The following is a 16,029-nucleotide window of genomic DNA, read 5'->3' on the forward strand; positions in this document are numbered from 1 at the left end:
GGCCCGTATCTCGGATGATGCGAAAACGCGGCCGGGCAGGCTGTTCGCCCGGTCCTGACCGCCCTAGACTGTCAGCCCTTCCGAAAGAGGATGCCCATGCGCCGAACCGCCCTCGCCACCCTGCTGGCCGCAACCACCGCCCTGACGCTGGCTTTCGTGATGCCGTCGCGGGCCGCGGAGGAGGCGGTCGTTATCCCAGCCCCTACATTGGACGCGGCGCCCGCGAGTGGCGTCCAGACCGCCGTGCTCGCCGGCGGCTGCTTCTGGGGCGTGCAAGGCGTCTTCCAGCACACCGCAGGCGTCGTCAACGCGGTCTCCGGCTATGCCGGCGGTACCAAGGCGACCGCCGACTACAAGACCGTGTCGAGCGGCCGCTCCGGCCATGCCGAGGTGGTCGAGATCAAGTACGACCCGAAGAAGATCTCCTACGGCAAGATCCTCCAGATCTACTTCTCGGTGGTGCACGACCCGACCCAGCTCAACCGCCAGGGTCCCGACGTCGGCCCGCAATATCGCTCGGCCATCTTCACCACGTCGGACGAGCAGAAGAAGGTCGCGGAGGCCTATATCGCCCAGCTCAACGGCGCCAAGGTGTTCAACAAGCCGATCGTGACCAAGATCGGCGCGCTGGAGGCGTTCTATCCGGCGGAGGCCTATCACCAGGATTATCTGACGCTGCACCCGAACCAGCCCTACATCGTCTATAACGACATCCCGAAGGTCGAGAACCTGAAAAAGCTGTTCGCGGATAACTACATCGAGAAGCCGACGCTGGTGAATGCCGGCAAGGCCACCAACTGATCGCGAGATCCCCAAAGCAACGGGAGACCCATGCCCGACACCAAGACGAAAGCGACCGACGACAAGGTCATCAAGAGTGAAGAGCAGTGGCGGCGCGAGCTGACGCCGATGCAATACGCCGTGCTGCGCGAGAAGGCGACCGAGCGTCCCTTCTCGGGCGAATATGAGCACGACCACCGTGCCGGCACCTATGTCTGTGCCGGCTGCGGCAATGTGCTGTTCGAGTCGGATGCCAAGTTCGATTCCGGCTGCGGCTGGCCGAGCTTCACCCAGCCCGCGATCGAGAGCCACATCGACGAGGAGCGGGACACCAGCCACGGCATGATCCGCACCGAGGTGCTCTGCTCCAAATGCAGCGGCCATCTCGGCCACGTCTTCCCCGACGGCCCCGGGCCGACCGGCCTGCGCTACTGCATCAATTCCGCGGCCCTGAAGCTCGAGCCCAAATAAACCCAAGCCCGCCGCCGGGTTCCCCCATGGAACCCGGCGGCGCGATGTGCTTTTCTGCTCTGGCGGTGCGGCCGATCATCGCATTTCGGTGGCCGCCAGGGAGGATGCCATGGCGCTTGGGACCATCCTGATCATCCTGGTGATCATCTATCTCGTCGGCGGCCTGTCCGGCCGGTTCGGCGGCTACGGCTATGGCCTTGGCCATTCCGGCATCGGGATCGGCGGGGTCGTGCTGGTCATCCTGGTCGTGCTGCTGCTTCTTGGCAAAGTTTAAGTCACATAAGCCTTTGAGATATCGATAGGTTTCGTCCCCGCGGGGCTGCCATGCGCTGATTCATCATCTCGCATCGCGGGGGTCGCATTTTTGTCAAATCGGCCTATATTAGAGGGCGACAACGACATGCGGCGGGCCCGCTCGATTGCGGCCCCTGCCCTCCCCAACCCCACGCGCTTAAAGCCCCAGAGAAGATCACGAGGTCTTTGACCATGCGTCCACTGCGTCCGTTCAACTTCAACACCTCCGCCGAACTCTTCCCCGCCGCCATCCGCAAGAAGAAGCGTGCGGGCTTCACCTATCGGCGGTTCGGCACTGCGGCCGAGGCCGTGCAGTTCGCGATGGAGCAGTTGCCGACGGACTCGCTGAACGGCGCCTATCTCCAGGTCGAGGAAGCGCGCTTCGACCAGAACGGCATCCGCTCGCTGTACGAGAGCGATGCCTTCCCGCTGCCCCGCCGGCCCAAGCCGGCCCCGGCCGCGGAGACCGACGCCGACGCGGCGTAAGCTTTCGCAACAAAGTTCGATGTGCGCAGAAGGCGCGATGGCCGAAAGGTCGTCGCGCCTTTTGTGTTTGGGGCTTTCTCATCCGCTATCTCTCATCCGTCATTGCGAGCGCAGCGAAGCACCCAGCGTCCCTCCGCGGAAAGATTCTGGATTGCTTCGCTACGCTCGCAATGACGACTCTGGAAGATCGAGCGCATTGTCGACCAATCGGACTCGCGGCGAGCGCTCTCAGCCAGGCTACATCCGCGGCTGCTTTTCCAGCCAGCGCTGGAGCAGGCGGACGTTGCGCGTGTTGGCGCGGAACATGACGTCGAAGGCGTCGCCCGCGAACGGGACCAGGCCGACCACGCCGTCGACCGCGACATTGCCGAGCATGCGCGCCGTGATGTGCCAGGGCGCGCCCAGCGCGCGGGCTTCGCGCACCAGCCACAGCGAGATCGCGGTGGTGATGATGTCGCCGACGACGGGAATCAATCCGATCAGCCCGTCGATGCCGTAGCGGATGTTGGTGCCGGGCAGGATGAAGGCGACGTCGAGCAGCTTGGCGATCGCCTCGAGCCGCGCGATCCGCTGCTCGCGCGTCAGATTGCCGAACGGGCTGCCTTGACCGAACTCGAAACGAAACTCGCGAAATCCCTGCTCCAGGCTTTCCGGCCTGATCTCGTGGCCGTCCTGGTCGATGATCGGGCCGCGCGCCTCATCGCGCGAAAAGCGCGCATGCGGGCCGCTCCCGGAACGGGATTTGCGCGGAGCGAGGATGTCGTCGTCTTGCATGGCCATGGCCTTCAGTGAACGCGCCAGCGCGGCGGAGGTTGCGGCCGCGCCCGAACGCCGCGCGTCAGGTCGGCACCGGCGCGGCTTGCGGCTCCTCGACGTAGCGATGCACCAGCCAGGATGAAATCACCGCCGGCACGAAACCGACGAGCCCGTACAAGATGAACTGCACCGCGCCCGAATCCGGCCCGCGCGAGCTGTGGGTGAGCGAGGCCAGAGCGAAGGCGAACAGGCCGACCAGGAGCATCCGCAAGACCGGCCCAATCCGGCGGATGTGGATCAGGATGTCATCGACTGCGCCGATCATCAGCGCAGGCAAGAACCCGAACAGGTAGCTGTATTGGAGCGTCTTGAAGAACACCGCGAACAGCTTGCCGACCTCGCCGAGGTTGGTCTGGGCCCAATAGCCGGACTGGTAGGTCGTCGTCAGCAGCAGCAGGAACCCGCCGATGAATGGGACGACCAGCGCAAATACCAGATAGCGTTTCATCAAGCACCTCACACTCTGCAGGCGTTATAGCAGCGCAGCGGGAACCTTGAACAGCGGGCGCCGGGCTCCTTAAGGGGAACAAGTGGCAAGGCGATGAGTTCATGCTGGACCTGAATTGACCGCTGGCAGACTGGAGCCGCCGATGGCCCGCAAATTTCTCCTGGCGACGATCGCGCTGGCGGCCCTGAGCAGCCTGCCGACGGCACCCGCGCTGGCCCAAGGCCATATGGGCACGCCGCAGGAGCGGCAGGCTTGCACGCGCGATGCGCAGCGCTTCTGCCGCAAGGACCTCGGCAATGACGGCGCGGTGCAGAGCTGCCTGCAAGCCAACCGGGCCAAGCTGTCGAAGTCCTGCAGCAAGGTGTTTCAGAGCCACGGCATGTGAGGACGGACCCATACCCGCGAACGGAGAGTGACGCCATGTTGCACGACGAAGAGCTCTCGATCCTGCGGGACATCAGCCAGTCCGTTGCCTTTGCCGACGACCGGCATGGCAAGATGGGGCAATTGATCGCCGACGGCTACGTGATGAAGGACGGCGATCTGTTCGAGCTGACGCCCAAGGGCGTTACCGCTGTCGAGGAGCACGCCGCCGCTCTCGGCGCGAGCGATGAGGAACAAGCGTCTCCGATCGGCTGATCTGATCGCGCGACGTGACTGGCGTGCAACAATTGCGAATTCCTTTGTGCCGGCCATTGCGGGCGCGTGACAATGGCGCATACTTCGCTCGGGCGGCGCAGCACTTTCGATTCGAGCATCAAGAAGTCGAGCGACCACACGCGGGATCGAAGCTCCCGACGTGAAGGCTGCGACATGCGGCAGATCAAGCCGCGTGCGGCGCCCCAAAACCAAGCGGCTCAAGCCTTAAGGGAACTCGGGGATCCATTCCACATGACACGCCTTCAGACCATCGCTTCGCTCTTCGCAGTCGCCACCACCTTCGCTCTCCAGACCTCACCCAGTTTCGCCTTCACGCAAGAAGCCCAGCAGATGTGCTCGGGTGACGCCATGCGGCTGTGCTCCAGCGAGATTCCCGACATCCCGCGGATCACCGCCTGCATGGTGCGGAACAAGGCGCAGGTCAGCCCCGGCTGCCGCGCCGTGATGGACCGCCAGCACGCCGCCGCCGCGGCATCGCGCAAGCGGGAAGCCGCGGCGCAGTAGTCCTCTCGGACGTCATTCCGGGGCGTGCGAAGCACGAGCCCGGAATCCATCGGGCGGCATGTGACGCGGTGAAATGGATTCCGGGTTCGCGCTACGCGCGCCCCGGAATGACAGAAGAGCCTTAATCGCCCCACTGCGCGAAGGCGTCGTTGAAGGCGCGCTCGCCGGGGGCGCCCTTCTCGATGGCGATGATGGCGCGGCGCTGGTTGGCGTAGACCAGCGGCACGTCGAACCAGGAGCGCTCCTTCAGGAGCTGGACGTTGCGGGCGCGGTCGGCGTCGACATTGGAGAGGCCGACCAGGAAGAAGCCGTCGGTGACCTTGACCGCGAGGCCGGCGAGCGGCGTGCCGCGGGCCTGCTCGTTCGACTTCATCAAGATGCCCGGCACGTTGGAGACGCTGCCGCCGGGGAAATCCTGCGGCAGGATGAAGGTCAGCTCCGCCGTGTGGCTCGCCGGCAACGAGGAATCGGTGTTGCGGCGGAACGACATCGTCATCTTGAACTTGCGGTCGGGAATCTCGATGTCGGCGCGCACGGCGACATCGGCCTTCTGGTTGCCCGAGGCCTTGATCGGCTCGAGCCGCCACACCACCGAGCCGACATATTGCTTGCCCTTCGGATCGGACGGATCCTCGTCGTAGAGCACGACCTTCTGCGCCACCGGCGCGACCGGCTGGTCCGCCGAGGGCTGACCGACGCGATCGGGAATCTTGGGCTTGCTCTGCGGCTGCGCCGGCGTCGTCGGCGTGTCAGCAACTTGCGTCGCGGACGGCTTGAGAAAGCCGTTGACGATCTGGACCAGTTGCTTGCCCCAGAGAATGCCGGCGCCGACCAGGATGAGCACGATGCCGACGGCAATCGCGCTCTTGAACGGAAAGGCGGAGCCGGTGCGGGCGCGCTTCTTGACGTCGCGATCGGGGGCGATGCGCGGACGCGGCGACGGCGGCTGCGGCGCGTAGCGCTCGGCCTCCTCGATCGACTCGTCGTAGGAATAGGGCGCTTCGGTCTCGCCGGCGCGGTTTTCCAGGCTCGGCTCCAGCCGGTCGAATTCCGGCGAGGGCGAGGGCACGTTGGCGTAGGTGCGGCGCGCGGCGCGGCTGGCCTGCGCGGCGGCACCGCCGAGATCGTTGGCGTCGGCCGCGGGGCCTCGCCTTGATCATCGACGTTGAAGGACGGGCGGTCGGCGCGCGGCGGCGTCGGGGCCGGACGCGTGCGCGGCGGCACTGCTGCCGGGTTGGCCTCGGTGGCACGGGTGCTGGCGCGGCGGAAGGCATCGCCACTCGAGCCGGAGCGGGCGGCGCCACCGGGACGCGAGGCCTCGCGGGCCCGCTGGGCGGCCTCCGATTCGACCTTGCGGACGGCCTCCTCCAGCGACAACCGTTCCCGGGTGATCTCGGATTCGGAGAGCGGCGGCTGCACGCTGCGCAGCTGCGCGATCAGGGCCGTGCGCGCCCGTTCATAGAGCGCGCGACGGCTTTCGCCGGGAGCGTTGGGGTCCAGGGCGGCAATAGCGCGGGCGATCAGCGGATAGTAATCAGCCATTTCTACTCAACTATACGCGCGTCCCGGTAAGATATCGTTAAGCCTCAAACGGATTTTGCACCAGGATAGTATCTTCGCGTTCCGGGCTGGTGGAAAGCAGCGCGACCGGACATCCCACCAATTCCTCGATCCGCCGGACATATTTGATGGCCTGCGCCGGCAGGTCGGCCCAGGACCGCGCATTGGCGGTCGGCTCCTTCCAGCCCTCGATGGTCTCGTAGATCGGCTCGACCCGGCTTTGCGCGCCCTCGCCGGCCGGGAAATGGTCGATCTCCTTGCCGTCGAGCTTGTAGCCGGTGCAGACCTCGATTGAATCGAAGCCGTCGAGGATGTCGAGCTTGGTCAGCGCCAGGCCATTGATGCCGCAGGTCCGGACCGCCTGGCGGACCAGCACGGCGTCGAACCAGCCGCAGCGGCGCGGACGGCCGGTATTGGTGCCGAACTCGCGGCCGCGCTCGCCGATCTTGCGGCCGATCTCGTTGTCCTGCTCGGTCGGGAACGGGCCCTGGCCGACGCGGGTCGTGTAGGCCTTGCACAGGCCGAGCACGTAGCCGACCGCGCCCGGCCCGAGGCCGGCGCCGGTCGCGGCCTGCGCCGCCACCGTGTTGGACGAGGTGACGTAGGGATAGGTGCCGTGGTCGACGTCGAGCAGCGCGCCTTGCGCGCCCTCGAACAACATGCGCTTGCCGGCGCGCCGCTCGATATCGAGCAGCCGCCAGACCGTCTCGGCATAGGGCAGCAGCTGCGGCGCCATCGCCATCAGCTCCTTCAGGATCACCGCGCCGTCGAATTCCGGCAGGTTGAGGCCGCGGCGCAGCGCGTTGTGGTGCGCCAGCAGGCGGTCGATCTTGTGTGGCAGCGTCTGATGATCGGCCAGATCCATCAGGCGGATGGCACGGCGGCCGACCTTGTCTTCATAGGCCGGCCCGATCCCGCGGCGGGTGGTGCCGATCGCAGTCGCGGCGCTGGCGGATTCGCGGTGCGCGTCGAGCTCGCGGTGCAGCGGCAGGATCAACGTGACGTTTTCGGCGACACGCAGGTTGTCGGGGCTGACATCGACGCCCTGCGACCTGAGCCTGGCGACCTCGTCGAGGAAAGCGGCGGGATCGAACACGACGCCGTTGCCGATCACCGACAGCTTGCCCTCGCGCAGCACGCCGGAGGGCAGCAGCGCGAGCTTGTAGGTCTTGCCGTTGATCACCAGCGTGTGGCCGGCATTGTGGCCGCCCTGGAAGCGGACGACGATATCCGCCTGCTCCGACAACCAGTCGACGATCTTGCCCTTCCCTTCGTCGCCCCACTGGGCGCCGACGACGACAACATTGGCCATTCGCGGGTAATCCTGTTCAATCTGTCTCTAGAAGGCATGATCCTCGCGGAAAACCGGTGCCCACTCTTCCGGGATCACGCCTGCGCCCAGCCCAATCGGCAGCCGGAGCCGCCCGCACGCAAGGCAGCCAACCGGATAAAGGAAGCAGCCCTTCTAGGCAAGCAAGAACGGGGCTTTTTCGGGGTCCAACGTCCGGTCCAAGCCCTTGATATCCGCGGAAAATCCCGGACCCTGGCGGGCCGGCGCAGGCGGCTTCGACCAAAGCGGGAGAGGCCGCCTTCGCCGCCAGCATGGTCGCGATGCGCCCGTCCCCGTTGATGCAACCTGGTTTTCCGTGTCTTTGGACCTGCCGGGTGATCAGCCGGCCCGGACCTCGCCGGGCCGGAGGGCTCGGCGTACTCGACGCGGGGCTCAACCATCACAATGTCCGCCACCGGCCAGACCACGCCCGCGGAAACATCCGGCCACAGCTGGATCGCCAACCAGCCTTACCTGCTGCTCAGCATCACCGCGCTGTGCTGGGCCGGCAACGCCATCGTCGGTAGGCTCGCTGCCGGCCACATTCCGCCGGTGACGCTGTCGTTCCTGCGCTGGTTCTTCGCCTTCCTGCTGGTGCTGCCGTTCGCCTTCAAGCACCTCGTGCAGGACTGGCCGGCGATCCGCGGCAAGCTCGGCCTGATGGTCACGCTCTCGGTCACCGGCATCGGCGCCTTCAACACGCTGCAATATTGGGCCCTGGAGCACACCCAGGCGCTCAACACGCTGCTGCTGCAGTCGGCCGCGCCGCTGCTGGTGGCGCTGTGGTCGCTGGTCATCCTCGGCATTCGTCTCACCGCCGCGCAGGCCTTCGGCGTGCTGCTGTCGATGTGCGGCGTGCTGACCATCCTGCTGCATGGCGATTTCACCACGCTGTCGAGCATCGACTTCAACAAGGGCGACCTGATCTTCCTGCTCGCGCTCCTGATCTTCGCGCTCTATTCGGTGCTGTCACTGAGGCGGCCGCCGATGCACGGCCTCTCGTTCCTCGCCTTCACCTTCGGCTGCGGCGCCGCCTGTCTCATTCCGCTGGAGATCTGGGAACTGTCTGCTCGCCCGGTGATGAAGCTCGACGGGCCGAACCTCCTGACGCTGTTCTACGTCGCCGTCTTTCCCTCGACGCTCGCCTATCTCTGCTTCAATCGCGGCGTGCGCCTGATCGGCGCCAACCGCGCCGCACCGTTCTTCCACGTCGTGCCGGTGTTCGGCTCGATCATGGCGATGGCGTTTTTGGGCGAGCACCCGCAGGCGTTCCACTTCATCGGTTTCGCATTGGTGCTGGCGGGCGTGTTCGCGGCGTCGCGAAAGCAGGCAAGTTAGGCGGCTTCATCGAAGCGCTCGCTGCACTTCCCTTCTCCCCTTGTGGGAGAAGGTGGCGCGAAGCGCCGGATGAGGGGTTGTCTCCGCGCATTCAATTGGGAGTGGACTCGCGGAGAGAGACCCCTCACCCGTCTCGCCGCTACGCGGCGAGCCACCCTCTCCCACAAGGGGAGAGGGGAAAAGTGCACGCGCTGCTACTTCGTCTTGAACTTGCTGTACGCCTCGCTCGTCGCAATGATCACGTGCTCGGCGCAGCCGTTGACGCGATGCGGATCGGCTTCGCGCTCGTAGGCTTGCGAGGTCATCATGTCGAGAAAGGCCGAGACGGACGGGTAATGGACCAGCGCGACGAAGTCCCAATCGTTGCCCGCGTGCGGACCGAGTGCGACCTCCCTGCCTTCACCGGTCCAGAGCAGCGTGCCGCCGCGCGCCTTGATCATCGGCACCGTGATCGCGCTGTAGCGCAAGTATGCGTCCCAGCCCGACCCGTCGCCATCGAGCGAGCGCGCGTGGAAGCGCATCAGGTTCAGCATCACCACCGGCGCATTCGGATCGAGCCGCTCCAGGCCCTCGATGTTCAACATATTGACCGCCAATGGCACCTCCTTAGGGCTCGGCTGCATTGTAGCATTGCGGCGCTGTGACTTGTGCCATCGCGGCAATCGGGCGCAAGTTGTATCCAACGCCCATGACGACCGCTTCGCCCGCGCCACCGGCCGCCAATCCGGCCAGCTGGCTCAACAACCAGCCTTATCTGCTGCTCAGCCTTAGCTCGCTGTTCTGGGCCGGCAACATCGTGCTCGCGCGCCATGTCGGGGCGCATGTGCCGCCGCTGACGATCACCACGATCCGCTGGTTCGGCGTGTTCCTGATCCTGTTGCCGTTCGCCTGGCCGCATCTGAAGCGCGACTGGCCTGCGTTGCGCAAGAGCATGCCCCTGATGCTGTTCCTGTCGCTGGTCGGCTTTGCCTTCAACAACGCGATCTCGTACTGGGCGCTGCAATACACCGAGGCGCTGAATGCGCTGCTGATCCAGTCGGCGGGTCCGCTGTTCGTGGCGCTGTGGTCGCTGGTGCTGTTCGGCGTGCGGCTGACCGGCGCGCAGCTCGGCGGCATCGCGATCTCGCTGCTCGGCGTGCTGATCATCATCCTGCGCGGCGACCTCGCGGCGCTGGCAAGCATCAGCTTCAACAGGGGCGACATCATGTTCGCCTCCTCGCTGGTGGCGTTCGGGCTCTACTCGGCCTTCATCCCGCGCCGGCCGAAGATCCACCAGCTCTCCTTCCTGTCCTTCACCACCTGCTGCGGCGCGACGATGCTGCTGCCGACGGCGATCTGGGAGGCGGCGAGCGGCCTCGTGCTGCAATTCGACGCGACCACGCTAGCGACACTGGGCTACATCCTGATCTTCCCCTCCACACTCGCCTATCTCTTCTTCAACCGCGGCGTGGCGCTGATCGGGCCGAACCGGGCGGCGCCGTTCTTCCATTTGGTGCCGGTGTTCGGCTCGGCGCTGGCGATCGTGCTGCTGGGCGAGAAGCTCCAGCCGTTCCACCTAATCGGTTACGCCCTGGTGCTCGCCGGGGTCGTGCTTGCATCGCGCCGGGGCTCGGCGATGACATAATTCCGCGCGACGGACGCGGTCACGACCTATAGCCATCTTCCGATTCCCCTTTGGACAAGCTAGGTTCCCCGCCAACCAAAAAGAGGGAACGACCGACATGATTTCAGGGCTGATTCGAAACCTGCGGACCGTCGCCGCGGCCGCGCTATGCCTCACGGCAGCATCCACCGCTCACGCCGACACCTATCCCAGCCGCAACATCACGCTGGTGCTGCCCTTCGCGGCCGGCAGCGGCACCGACACCACGACACGGCTGATTTCGCAGCATCTGTCGCAGGCGCTCGGCGTTCCCATCGTGATCGAGAACAAGGCGGGGGCCAACGGCATGCTTGCCGCGACCTATGTCGCGAAGGCTGCTCCCGACGGCTACACGCTGCTGGTGACGACCAACACGACGCATTCGGCCAATCCCTATCTGCTCAAGAGCCTCACTTACGATCCGGTCAAGGATTTCACCCCGATTGCCCGCACCGGCGATCTGCCCTTCATGCTGGTCATCAATCCCGAGGTGCCGGCCAAGACGGTCGGAGAGCTGGTGGCCTATGGCAAGGCCAATCCGGGCAAGCTGAGCTACGCCTCGGGCTCCTCGGCGGCGATCGTGTCGGGCGCGACCTTCGCGCACAATGCCGGGCTCGACCTGCTGCACGTGCCCTACAAGAGTTCGCCGCCGGCGCTCAACGACGTCATGGGCGGCCGCGTGTCGATGATGTTCGTCGACATCCTGACCGGCCTGCCCCATGTCAACGGCAACGCGCTGCGCGCGCTCGCCGTCACCACCAAGAACCGCACGCCGCTGGTGCCACACCTGCCCTCGATGCAGGAGGCCGGCGTGCCGGACTTCGACATCACGTCCTGGCAGGGCTATTTCGGCCCGGCCGGCATGCCGAAGGAGATCGTGACCCGGCTCAACACCGAGATCCGCAAGATCATCGAGAACCCGGAGATCAAGGCCAAGCTCGCCACGCTCGGCATGGACGCTTTTTCCGGCACGCCGGAGCAGCTCGGCACCTTCGTGAACGAGCAGCTGGTGCTGTGGGAAAAGCTGATCGCCAACGCGAAGATCGAGAAGCAGTAGAACGGTCTCGTAGGGTGGGCAAAGCGCAGCGTGCCCACGAAGAGTCGCACCGTACTCAAAAAGAAAAGGTGGGCACGACGCTTCGCGTCTTTGCCCACCCTACGAATTCAGCGTAAGAATTTACGCCGCGCGGACCTTGGCGAGGAAGCCGTCGACGGCATCGCGCAGCGCGCCGGACTGGGTGTCCAGCTCGCGGGCGTTGGTGAGCACATCGCTGGCCGCGCTGCCGGTCGCTTCGGCGGCCGAGGTGACGCTGCCGATATGGGCGTTGATCTCGCTCGAGCCGGCCGCGACCGACTGGATGTTGCGGGCGATCTCGCGCGTCGCCTCGCCCTGCTGCTCGATCGATGCGGAAATGCCGGCGGTGATCTCGCTCATCTCGGCGATCGTCTGGGTGATGCCGGAGATGGCCGACACCGCATCGCTGGTCGAGGTCTGCATCGCCGCGACCTGGGCGGAGATCTCCTCGGTCGCCTTCGCGGTCTGGTTGGCGAGCGCCTTGACCTCGGAGGCGACGACGGCGAAGCCGCGGCCGGACTCGCCGGCACGCGCCGCCTCGATGGTGGCGTTGAGCGCGAGCAGGTTGGTCTGCGCCGCGATCGAGTGAATGAGCTTGACCACCTCGCCGATCTTCTCGGCACCGGTGGAGAGCTCCTGCACCGTGGCGTTGGTGCGCTCGGCATCGCTGACGGCACGGCTCGCAACTTCAGTCGAGCGCGTCACCTGGCGGGAGATTTCCGCAACCGAGCTCGACAGCTCTTCGGCGGCGGCCGCAACGGTGCCAACATTGCCGGACGCCTTCTGCGAGGCGGCACCGACGGTTGCCGCGCGCGAGGAGGCATCGCTGGCGGTCGCGGTCATCGATTGCGCCGTGGTCTGCATGCCGGCTGCGGCCGAGGAGACCGAGCGGACGATGCCGTTGACGCTGCGCTCGAAATCGTTGGCGATCTCCTCCATGGCGCTGCGGCGATCCGCCGCGGCGCGTTCCTTGGCGTCCGCGTCGGTCTTCTCGAGGTCGCGGATGCGGATCGCGTTGTCCTTGAAGATCTGCACGGTCGATGCCATCGCGCCGATCTCGTCGCCACGACCGACGCCGGGGATGTCGCCTTCGAGCTTGCCGTCGGCCAGCTCCCGCATCCGGGTGCCGAGCAGCCCGAGCGGAGCACTGATGCTGCGGCCGATCATCCAGGCGACGCTGCCGGCAACGATGACGATGCCGAGCACCGCCAGGCCGAGCAGCCAGTAGACCGGACCCATCTTGGCGTCGATGTCATCCAGATAGGCGCCGGTGCCGAGATACATATCGAAGCCGGGGACCGCGACCGCGTAACCGATCTTGCGGATCGGCGTTTCCTGGCCGGGCTTCATATATTCATAGTGAAGCAGGATCTCGCCGTTGGCCTTGACGCCGTTCATCAATTCCAGCGACAGCTTGCGGCCGTTGGTCACGACGTCCATTCGGTTGGTGCCGATCACCTTCGGATCGGGCGCAAGCTGGGTGAGACCGTCATAGGACGTGCCGAACAGGTAGCCGGCACCCTTGTCATAGGTCATCGCGTTGCCGTAGCGGCGAAGCTCGGCCATCGCGGCGTCCTTCGTCATCTCGCCGGCATCGACGCGCTTCTTCAACGCGGCGGCATAGTTGCGCGCCAGCTCGACGATCGCCTTGGCCTGGTCGATGCGCGCATTTACCATCTCGCGCTTCATCAGATAGCCGGCGAGAACTCCGGAGATGCAGAGGCCGAACAGCGTGACGCCGACGAGAATGCCAAGCTTCGGGGCGATCTTCAGATTGCTCAACTTCACAGGTTAGCTCCGGCAATGATGGGGTACAGGCGCACGACGAGATCGATCAAATTCGAATCAAGTCTTAGTGGCGGAGCCCTTAGCAAGTTACTTACGCACCTCCGTAGAAGCCCGGGGCTTGCACGGAAAAGCGGAAATATACCTCGCCCGCAACAACCGTGAATTGTACGCACTCGCCCGGATTTCGCGTAAAAGACGCAAAGGCCCGCCCGTCGAGGCGGGGCGCAACAAGAAACCAAAATCGGGAGCAGATAATGCCGAAATACAGGGTGGTGACGCCGAAGGGTGCGAGCTTCACCGTCGCGGGCAGCGATTATTCCTATGAGCGCGAGGCGCTCGATCCGATCGATGCCGAGATCGTCGAGGGGCCCGCCGACGAGGCGGGGTTCATCGCCGCCGCGAAGAATGCCGACGCGATCTACGCCAAGGGCATCCCGATCACCAAGACCATCATCGACGCGCTCGAGAGCTGCAAGGTGATCACGCTCGGCTCGGTCGGCGTCGACAGTGTCGACGTCAAGGCCGCCACGGCCCGCGGCATTCCGGTCACCAACATTCCCGACACCTTCATCGAGGAGGTCGCCGACCACGCCATGATGCTGCTGCTCGCCGGCTTCCGCCGCCTGGTCGAGCAGGACCGCATGGTGCGCGACGGCCGCTGGGCCGAGGGCCGGCCGGCGCTGCTGAAAATCCCGAGGCTGATGGGCCAGACGCTTGGCTTCATCTCGTTCGGCCGGGTCGCGCGTGCGGTCGCGAGACGCGCCGCGCCTTTCGGCCTGCGCATGATGGCCTACGATCCCTTCATCCAGGAAACGCTGATGTACGAACACGGCGTGATCCCGGCGACGCTGAACGAGGTGCTGTCGCAATCCGACTTCGTCTCGATGCATGCCCCGGCGCGGCCCGAGGTGCATCACATGCTGACCGAGAAGCACTTCCGACAGATGAAGAAAGGCTCGATCTTCATCAACACCGGCCGCGGTGCCACCGTGGACGAGGAGAGCCTGATCAAGGCGCTGCAGGAGGGCTGGATCGCGCACGCCGCTCTCGACGTGCTGGAAAAGGAGCCGCCCTCGCACAACAATCCCCTGCTCGGCATGGAGAACGTGACCCTGACCGCCCATGTCGCCTCGGCCTCGGCACGGTTCGACGAGGCGCGCAAGCGCCGGGTGGGCTACGAATTGTCACTGGTGCTCCAGGGCATGTGGCCGGTAAGCTGCGTCAATCCGTCGGTGCTGCAGAACACCGCGCTCCGCCGCTGGCAGCCCGTCAGCATGGACCGCGGGCCGAACAGCTAGGCGGGCGGCGCGAAGGCGCCAAGGACCAAACGGCCCCTTCACCGGCGATCAACGCCGGGAAGGGAGACATCATAGGGAGGTACTGATGAGGAACGACATCACACGTCGTGATGCCTTGGCGCTGGGCCTGTCCGCTGCAACGCTCGCGGCCACCGGTGCTGCAGCGCAAACGTCCGCTATCAAGGCTGCCGACGTCCCGGCACCCAAGCGCGAGATCGAAAAGGGCGCGTCCTTGCGCATGCTGCGCCCGGTGCGCTTCGTCCAGGCGGACGAGGACGTGTTCCGCGCCAATGCGGCAAAGTTCACCAAGGACACCGGGGTCGAGGTCAAGGTCGACTTCGTCGGCTGGGAGGACATCAACCAGCAGACCGCGGTGACCTCGAATTCCGGCGCCGGCCCCGACATCATCATCGGCTTCTCCGACGCGCCTCACATCTACATCGACAAGCTGATCGAGCTCACCGACGTCGCCGACTATCTCGGCAAGAAGTACGGCGGCTGGCTGCCGCTGGCGCAACGCTACGGCAAGAAGAACAAGAGCGAGTCCTGGATCGGACTGCCGTTCGGCGCCACCGCAGGTCCCCTGATCTACCGCAAGTCGGTCCTGCAATCGGTCGGCTTCGACAAGGTTCCGGAAGATCATGCCGGCGTGCTCGACCTCTGCCGCAAGCTGCAAAAGGCCGGCAAGCCGGCCGGCTTCGCACTCGGCAACGCCAAGGGCGACGGCAACGGCTTCGCCAACTGGGCGCTGTGGTCGCACAACGCCTCGCTGCTCGACGAGGAGGGCAACGTCACCATCAACAGCAAGGAGACGATCGCCGCACTCAACTGGGTCAAGGAGCTGTATCCGACCTTCATCGCCGGCACGCCGTCCTGGAATGACGTCAGCAACAACCGCGCCTATTCCTCGCAGGAGATCGCGCTGACGGCCAACGGCGTCTCACTGTACTTCTCGCTGAAGAACGACCCGGCCACCAAGTCCATCGCCGAGGACAGCGAGCATCAGCTGCTGCCCAAGGGCCTCGCCAAGGTCTCGCCGATGGCGGGCCTGACATTGAACGCCATGGTGTTCAAGCACAGCCCGTACCCCAATGCCGCCAAGGCCTTCCTGCAGTACATGCTGGAGAAGGACCAATACGAGCCGTGGCTCAATGCCAATTCGGGCTACTGGTCGCAGCCGCTGGCCGCCTATGCCGAGGCTGCCGTGTGGTCGCAGGATCCGAAGGTGAGCCTGTTCAAGAACACGATGAACAGCACTTACTATGACGGCTACAAGGGGCCGATCTCGACGGCCACCGGCGCAGTCAGCGCCGATTACGTGCTGATTCAGATGTGCGCGTCCGTCGCCACCGGAGCCGCCACGCCGGAAGCCGCGGCTGCGGAAGCCGAGCAGCGCTGCAAACGCTACTTCCGGCGGCAGCGGTAGAGCGCGACGACGACAGAGCCGCCGTCATTGCGAGGAGCACTTGCGACGAAGCAATCCAGACGATCACTGCGGAGACAGACTGGATTGCTTCGCTTCGCTCGCAATGACGGTGT

17 protein-coding genes and 1 pseudogene are annotated in these 16,029 nt (G+C 65.4%); 12 read left to right on the forward strand and 6 right to left on the reverse strand.

What is annotated here, in order from left to right; genetic code table 11:
* Positions 1-96 precede the first annotated feature (96 nt).
* From msrA to I6F28_RS02810, 4 genes are all read left to right on the forward strand, one after another.
* Positions 97-801, forward strand: coding sequence for a peptide-methionine (S)-S-oxide reductase MsrA (msrA, locus tag I6F28_RS02795; protein WP_057028015.1), 705 nt, complete (start codon positions 97-99; stop codon positions 799-801).
* A gap of 30 nt (positions 802-831) precedes the next feature.
* Positions 832-1,251, forward strand: coding sequence for a peptide-methionine (R)-S-oxide reductase MsrB (gene msrB / locus I6F28_RS02800; protein ID WP_109142549.1), 420 nt, complete (start codon positions 832-834; stop codon positions 1,249-1,251).
* 109 nt (positions 1,252-1,360) lie between these two features.
* A complete protein-coding gene (locus I6F28_RS02805) occupies positions 1,361-1,525 on the forward strand; it encodes a DUF3309 family protein (RefSeq protein ID WP_035998916.1) in 165 nt (54 codons plus the stop codon).
* A gap of 212 nt (positions 1,526-1,737) precedes the next feature.
* Positions 1,738-2,031, forward strand: a complete 294-nt coding sequence (locus I6F28_RS02810) for a hypothetical protein (protein ID WP_024337713.1) — start codon at positions 1,738-1,740, stop codon at positions 2,029-2,031.
* Between the two features lie 237 nt (positions 2,032-2,268).
* On the opposite strand, the gene I6F28_RS02815 is transcribed toward I6F28_RS02810, so the two are convergent.
* Together I6F28_RS02815 and I6F28_RS02820 are read right to left on the reverse strand one after the other, a co-directional pair.
* Complete coding sequence (locus I6F28_RS02815; RefSeq protein ID WP_225126252.1) at positions 2,269-2,811, reverse strand: DUF4112 domain-containing protein; 543 nt, start codon at positions 2,809-2,811, stop codon at positions 2,269-2,271.
* A 58-nt stretch (positions 2,812-2,869) separates the two neighbouring features.
* Positions 2,870-3,295: a DUF5413 family protein gene (locus I6F28_RS02820; RefSeq protein ID WP_035998913.1), complete on the reverse strand. Its 426-nt coding sequence runs from the start codon at positions 3,293-3,295 to the stop codon at positions 2,870-2,872.
* Between the two features lie 142 nt (positions 3,296-3,437).
* On the opposite strand from I6F28_RS02820, the gene I6F28_RS02825 reads away from it, so the two are divergent.
* The 3 genes from I6F28_RS02825 (at position 3,438) to I6F28_RS02835 (ending at position 4,459) form a co-directional block, all read left to right on the forward strand.
* Positions 3,438-3,680 carry a hypothetical protein gene (locus I6F28_RS02825; protein WP_036022082.1) on the forward strand — a complete coding sequence of 81 codons (243 nt, stop codon included), beginning with the start codon at positions 3,438-3,440 and terminating at the stop codon, positions 3,678-3,680.
* 35 nt (positions 3,681-3,715) lie between these two features.
* Positions 3,716-3,934, forward strand: a complete 219-nt coding sequence (locus I6F28_RS02830) for a PIN domain-containing protein (protein ID WP_036022080.1) — start codon at positions 3,716-3,718, stop codon at positions 3,932-3,934.
* Positions 3,935-4,186: 252 nt separating this feature from the next.
* A complete protein-coding gene (locus I6F28_RS02835) occupies positions 4,187-4,459 on the forward strand; it encodes a hypothetical protein (RefSeq protein ID WP_036022099.1) in 273 nt (90 codons plus the stop codon).
* A 121-nt stretch (positions 4,460-4,580) separates the two neighbouring features.
* On the opposite strand, the pseudogene I6F28_RS02840 reads toward I6F28_RS02835, so the two are convergent.
* A pseudogene (locus I6F28_RS02840) lies at positions 4,581-6,001 on the reverse strand (hypothetical protein).
* 37 nt (positions 6,002-6,038) lie between these two features.
* Positions 6,039-7,331: an adenylosuccinate synthase gene (locus I6F28_RS02845; protein WP_225139234.1), complete on the reverse strand. Its 1,293-nt coding sequence runs from the start codon at positions 7,329-7,331 to the stop codon at positions 6,039-6,041.
* A gap of 423 nt (positions 7,332-7,754) precedes the next feature.
* On the opposite strand from I6F28_RS02845, the gene I6F28_RS02850 reads away from it, so the two are divergent.
* Positions 7,755-8,687, forward strand: a complete 933-nt coding sequence (locus tag I6F28_RS02850) for a DMT family transporter (RefSeq protein WP_035998893.1) — start codon at positions 7,755-7,757, stop codon at positions 8,685-8,687.
* A 194-nt stretch (positions 8,688-8,881) separates the two neighbouring features.
* Here I6F28_RS02850 and I6F28_RS02855 read toward each other — a convergent pair whose 3' ends face one another.
* The gene (locus I6F28_RS02855) at positions 8,882-9,283 is read right to left on the reverse strand and encodes a DUF1330 domain-containing protein (RefSeq protein WP_035998891.1); all 402 of its coding nucleotides are present in this window, start codon (positions 9,281-9,283) and stop codon (positions 8,882-8,884) included.
* Between the two features lie 92 nt (positions 9,284-9,375).
* On the opposite strand from I6F28_RS02855, the gene I6F28_RS02860 reads away from it, so the two are divergent.
* Together I6F28_RS02860 and I6F28_RS02865 are read left to right on the forward strand one after the other, a co-directional pair.
* Positions 9,376-10,311, forward strand: coding sequence for a DMT family transporter (locus I6F28_RS02860; RefSeq protein ID WP_035998888.1), 936 nt, complete (start codon positions 9,376-9,378; stop codon positions 10,309-10,311).
* Positions 10,312-10,408: 97 nt separating this feature from the next.
* A complete protein-coding gene (locus tag I6F28_RS02865; protein WP_035998887.1) occupies positions 10,409-11,386 on the forward strand; it encodes a Bug family tripartite tricarboxylate transporter substrate binding protein in 978 nt (325 codons plus the stop codon).
* A gap of 120 nt (positions 11,387-11,506) precedes the next feature.
* Here I6F28_RS02865 and I6F28_RS02870 read toward each other — a convergent pair whose 3' ends face one another.
* A complete protein-coding gene (locus tag I6F28_RS02870; protein WP_035998883.1) occupies positions 11,507-13,192 on the reverse strand; it encodes a methyl-accepting chemotaxis protein in 1,686 nt (561 codons plus the stop codon).
* Between the two features lie 254 nt (positions 13,193-13,446).
* Between I6F28_RS02870 and I6F28_RS02875 the strand changes: the two genes are divergently transcribed.
* Positions 13,447-14,490, forward strand: a complete 1,044-nt coding sequence (locus I6F28_RS02875; protein ID WP_035998879.1) for a C-terminal binding protein — start codon at positions 13,447-13,449, stop codon at positions 14,488-14,490.
* A gap of 85 nt (positions 14,491-14,575) precedes the next feature.
* Entirely contained in the window at positions 14,576-15,916 is a 1,341-nt protein-coding gene (locus I6F28_RS02880; protein ID WP_225112909.1) for an ABC transporter substrate-binding protein, read from the forward strand.
* The last annotated feature ends 113 nt before the right edge of the window (positions 15,917-16,029 follow it).

Source organism: Bradyrhizobium sp. NBAIM14 (assembly GCF_020193895.1).
In the GTDB taxonomy this organism is placed as follows: Bacteria; Pseudomonadota; Alphaproteobacteria; order Rhizobiales; family Xanthobacteraceae; genus Bradyrhizobium; species Bradyrhizobium yuanmingense.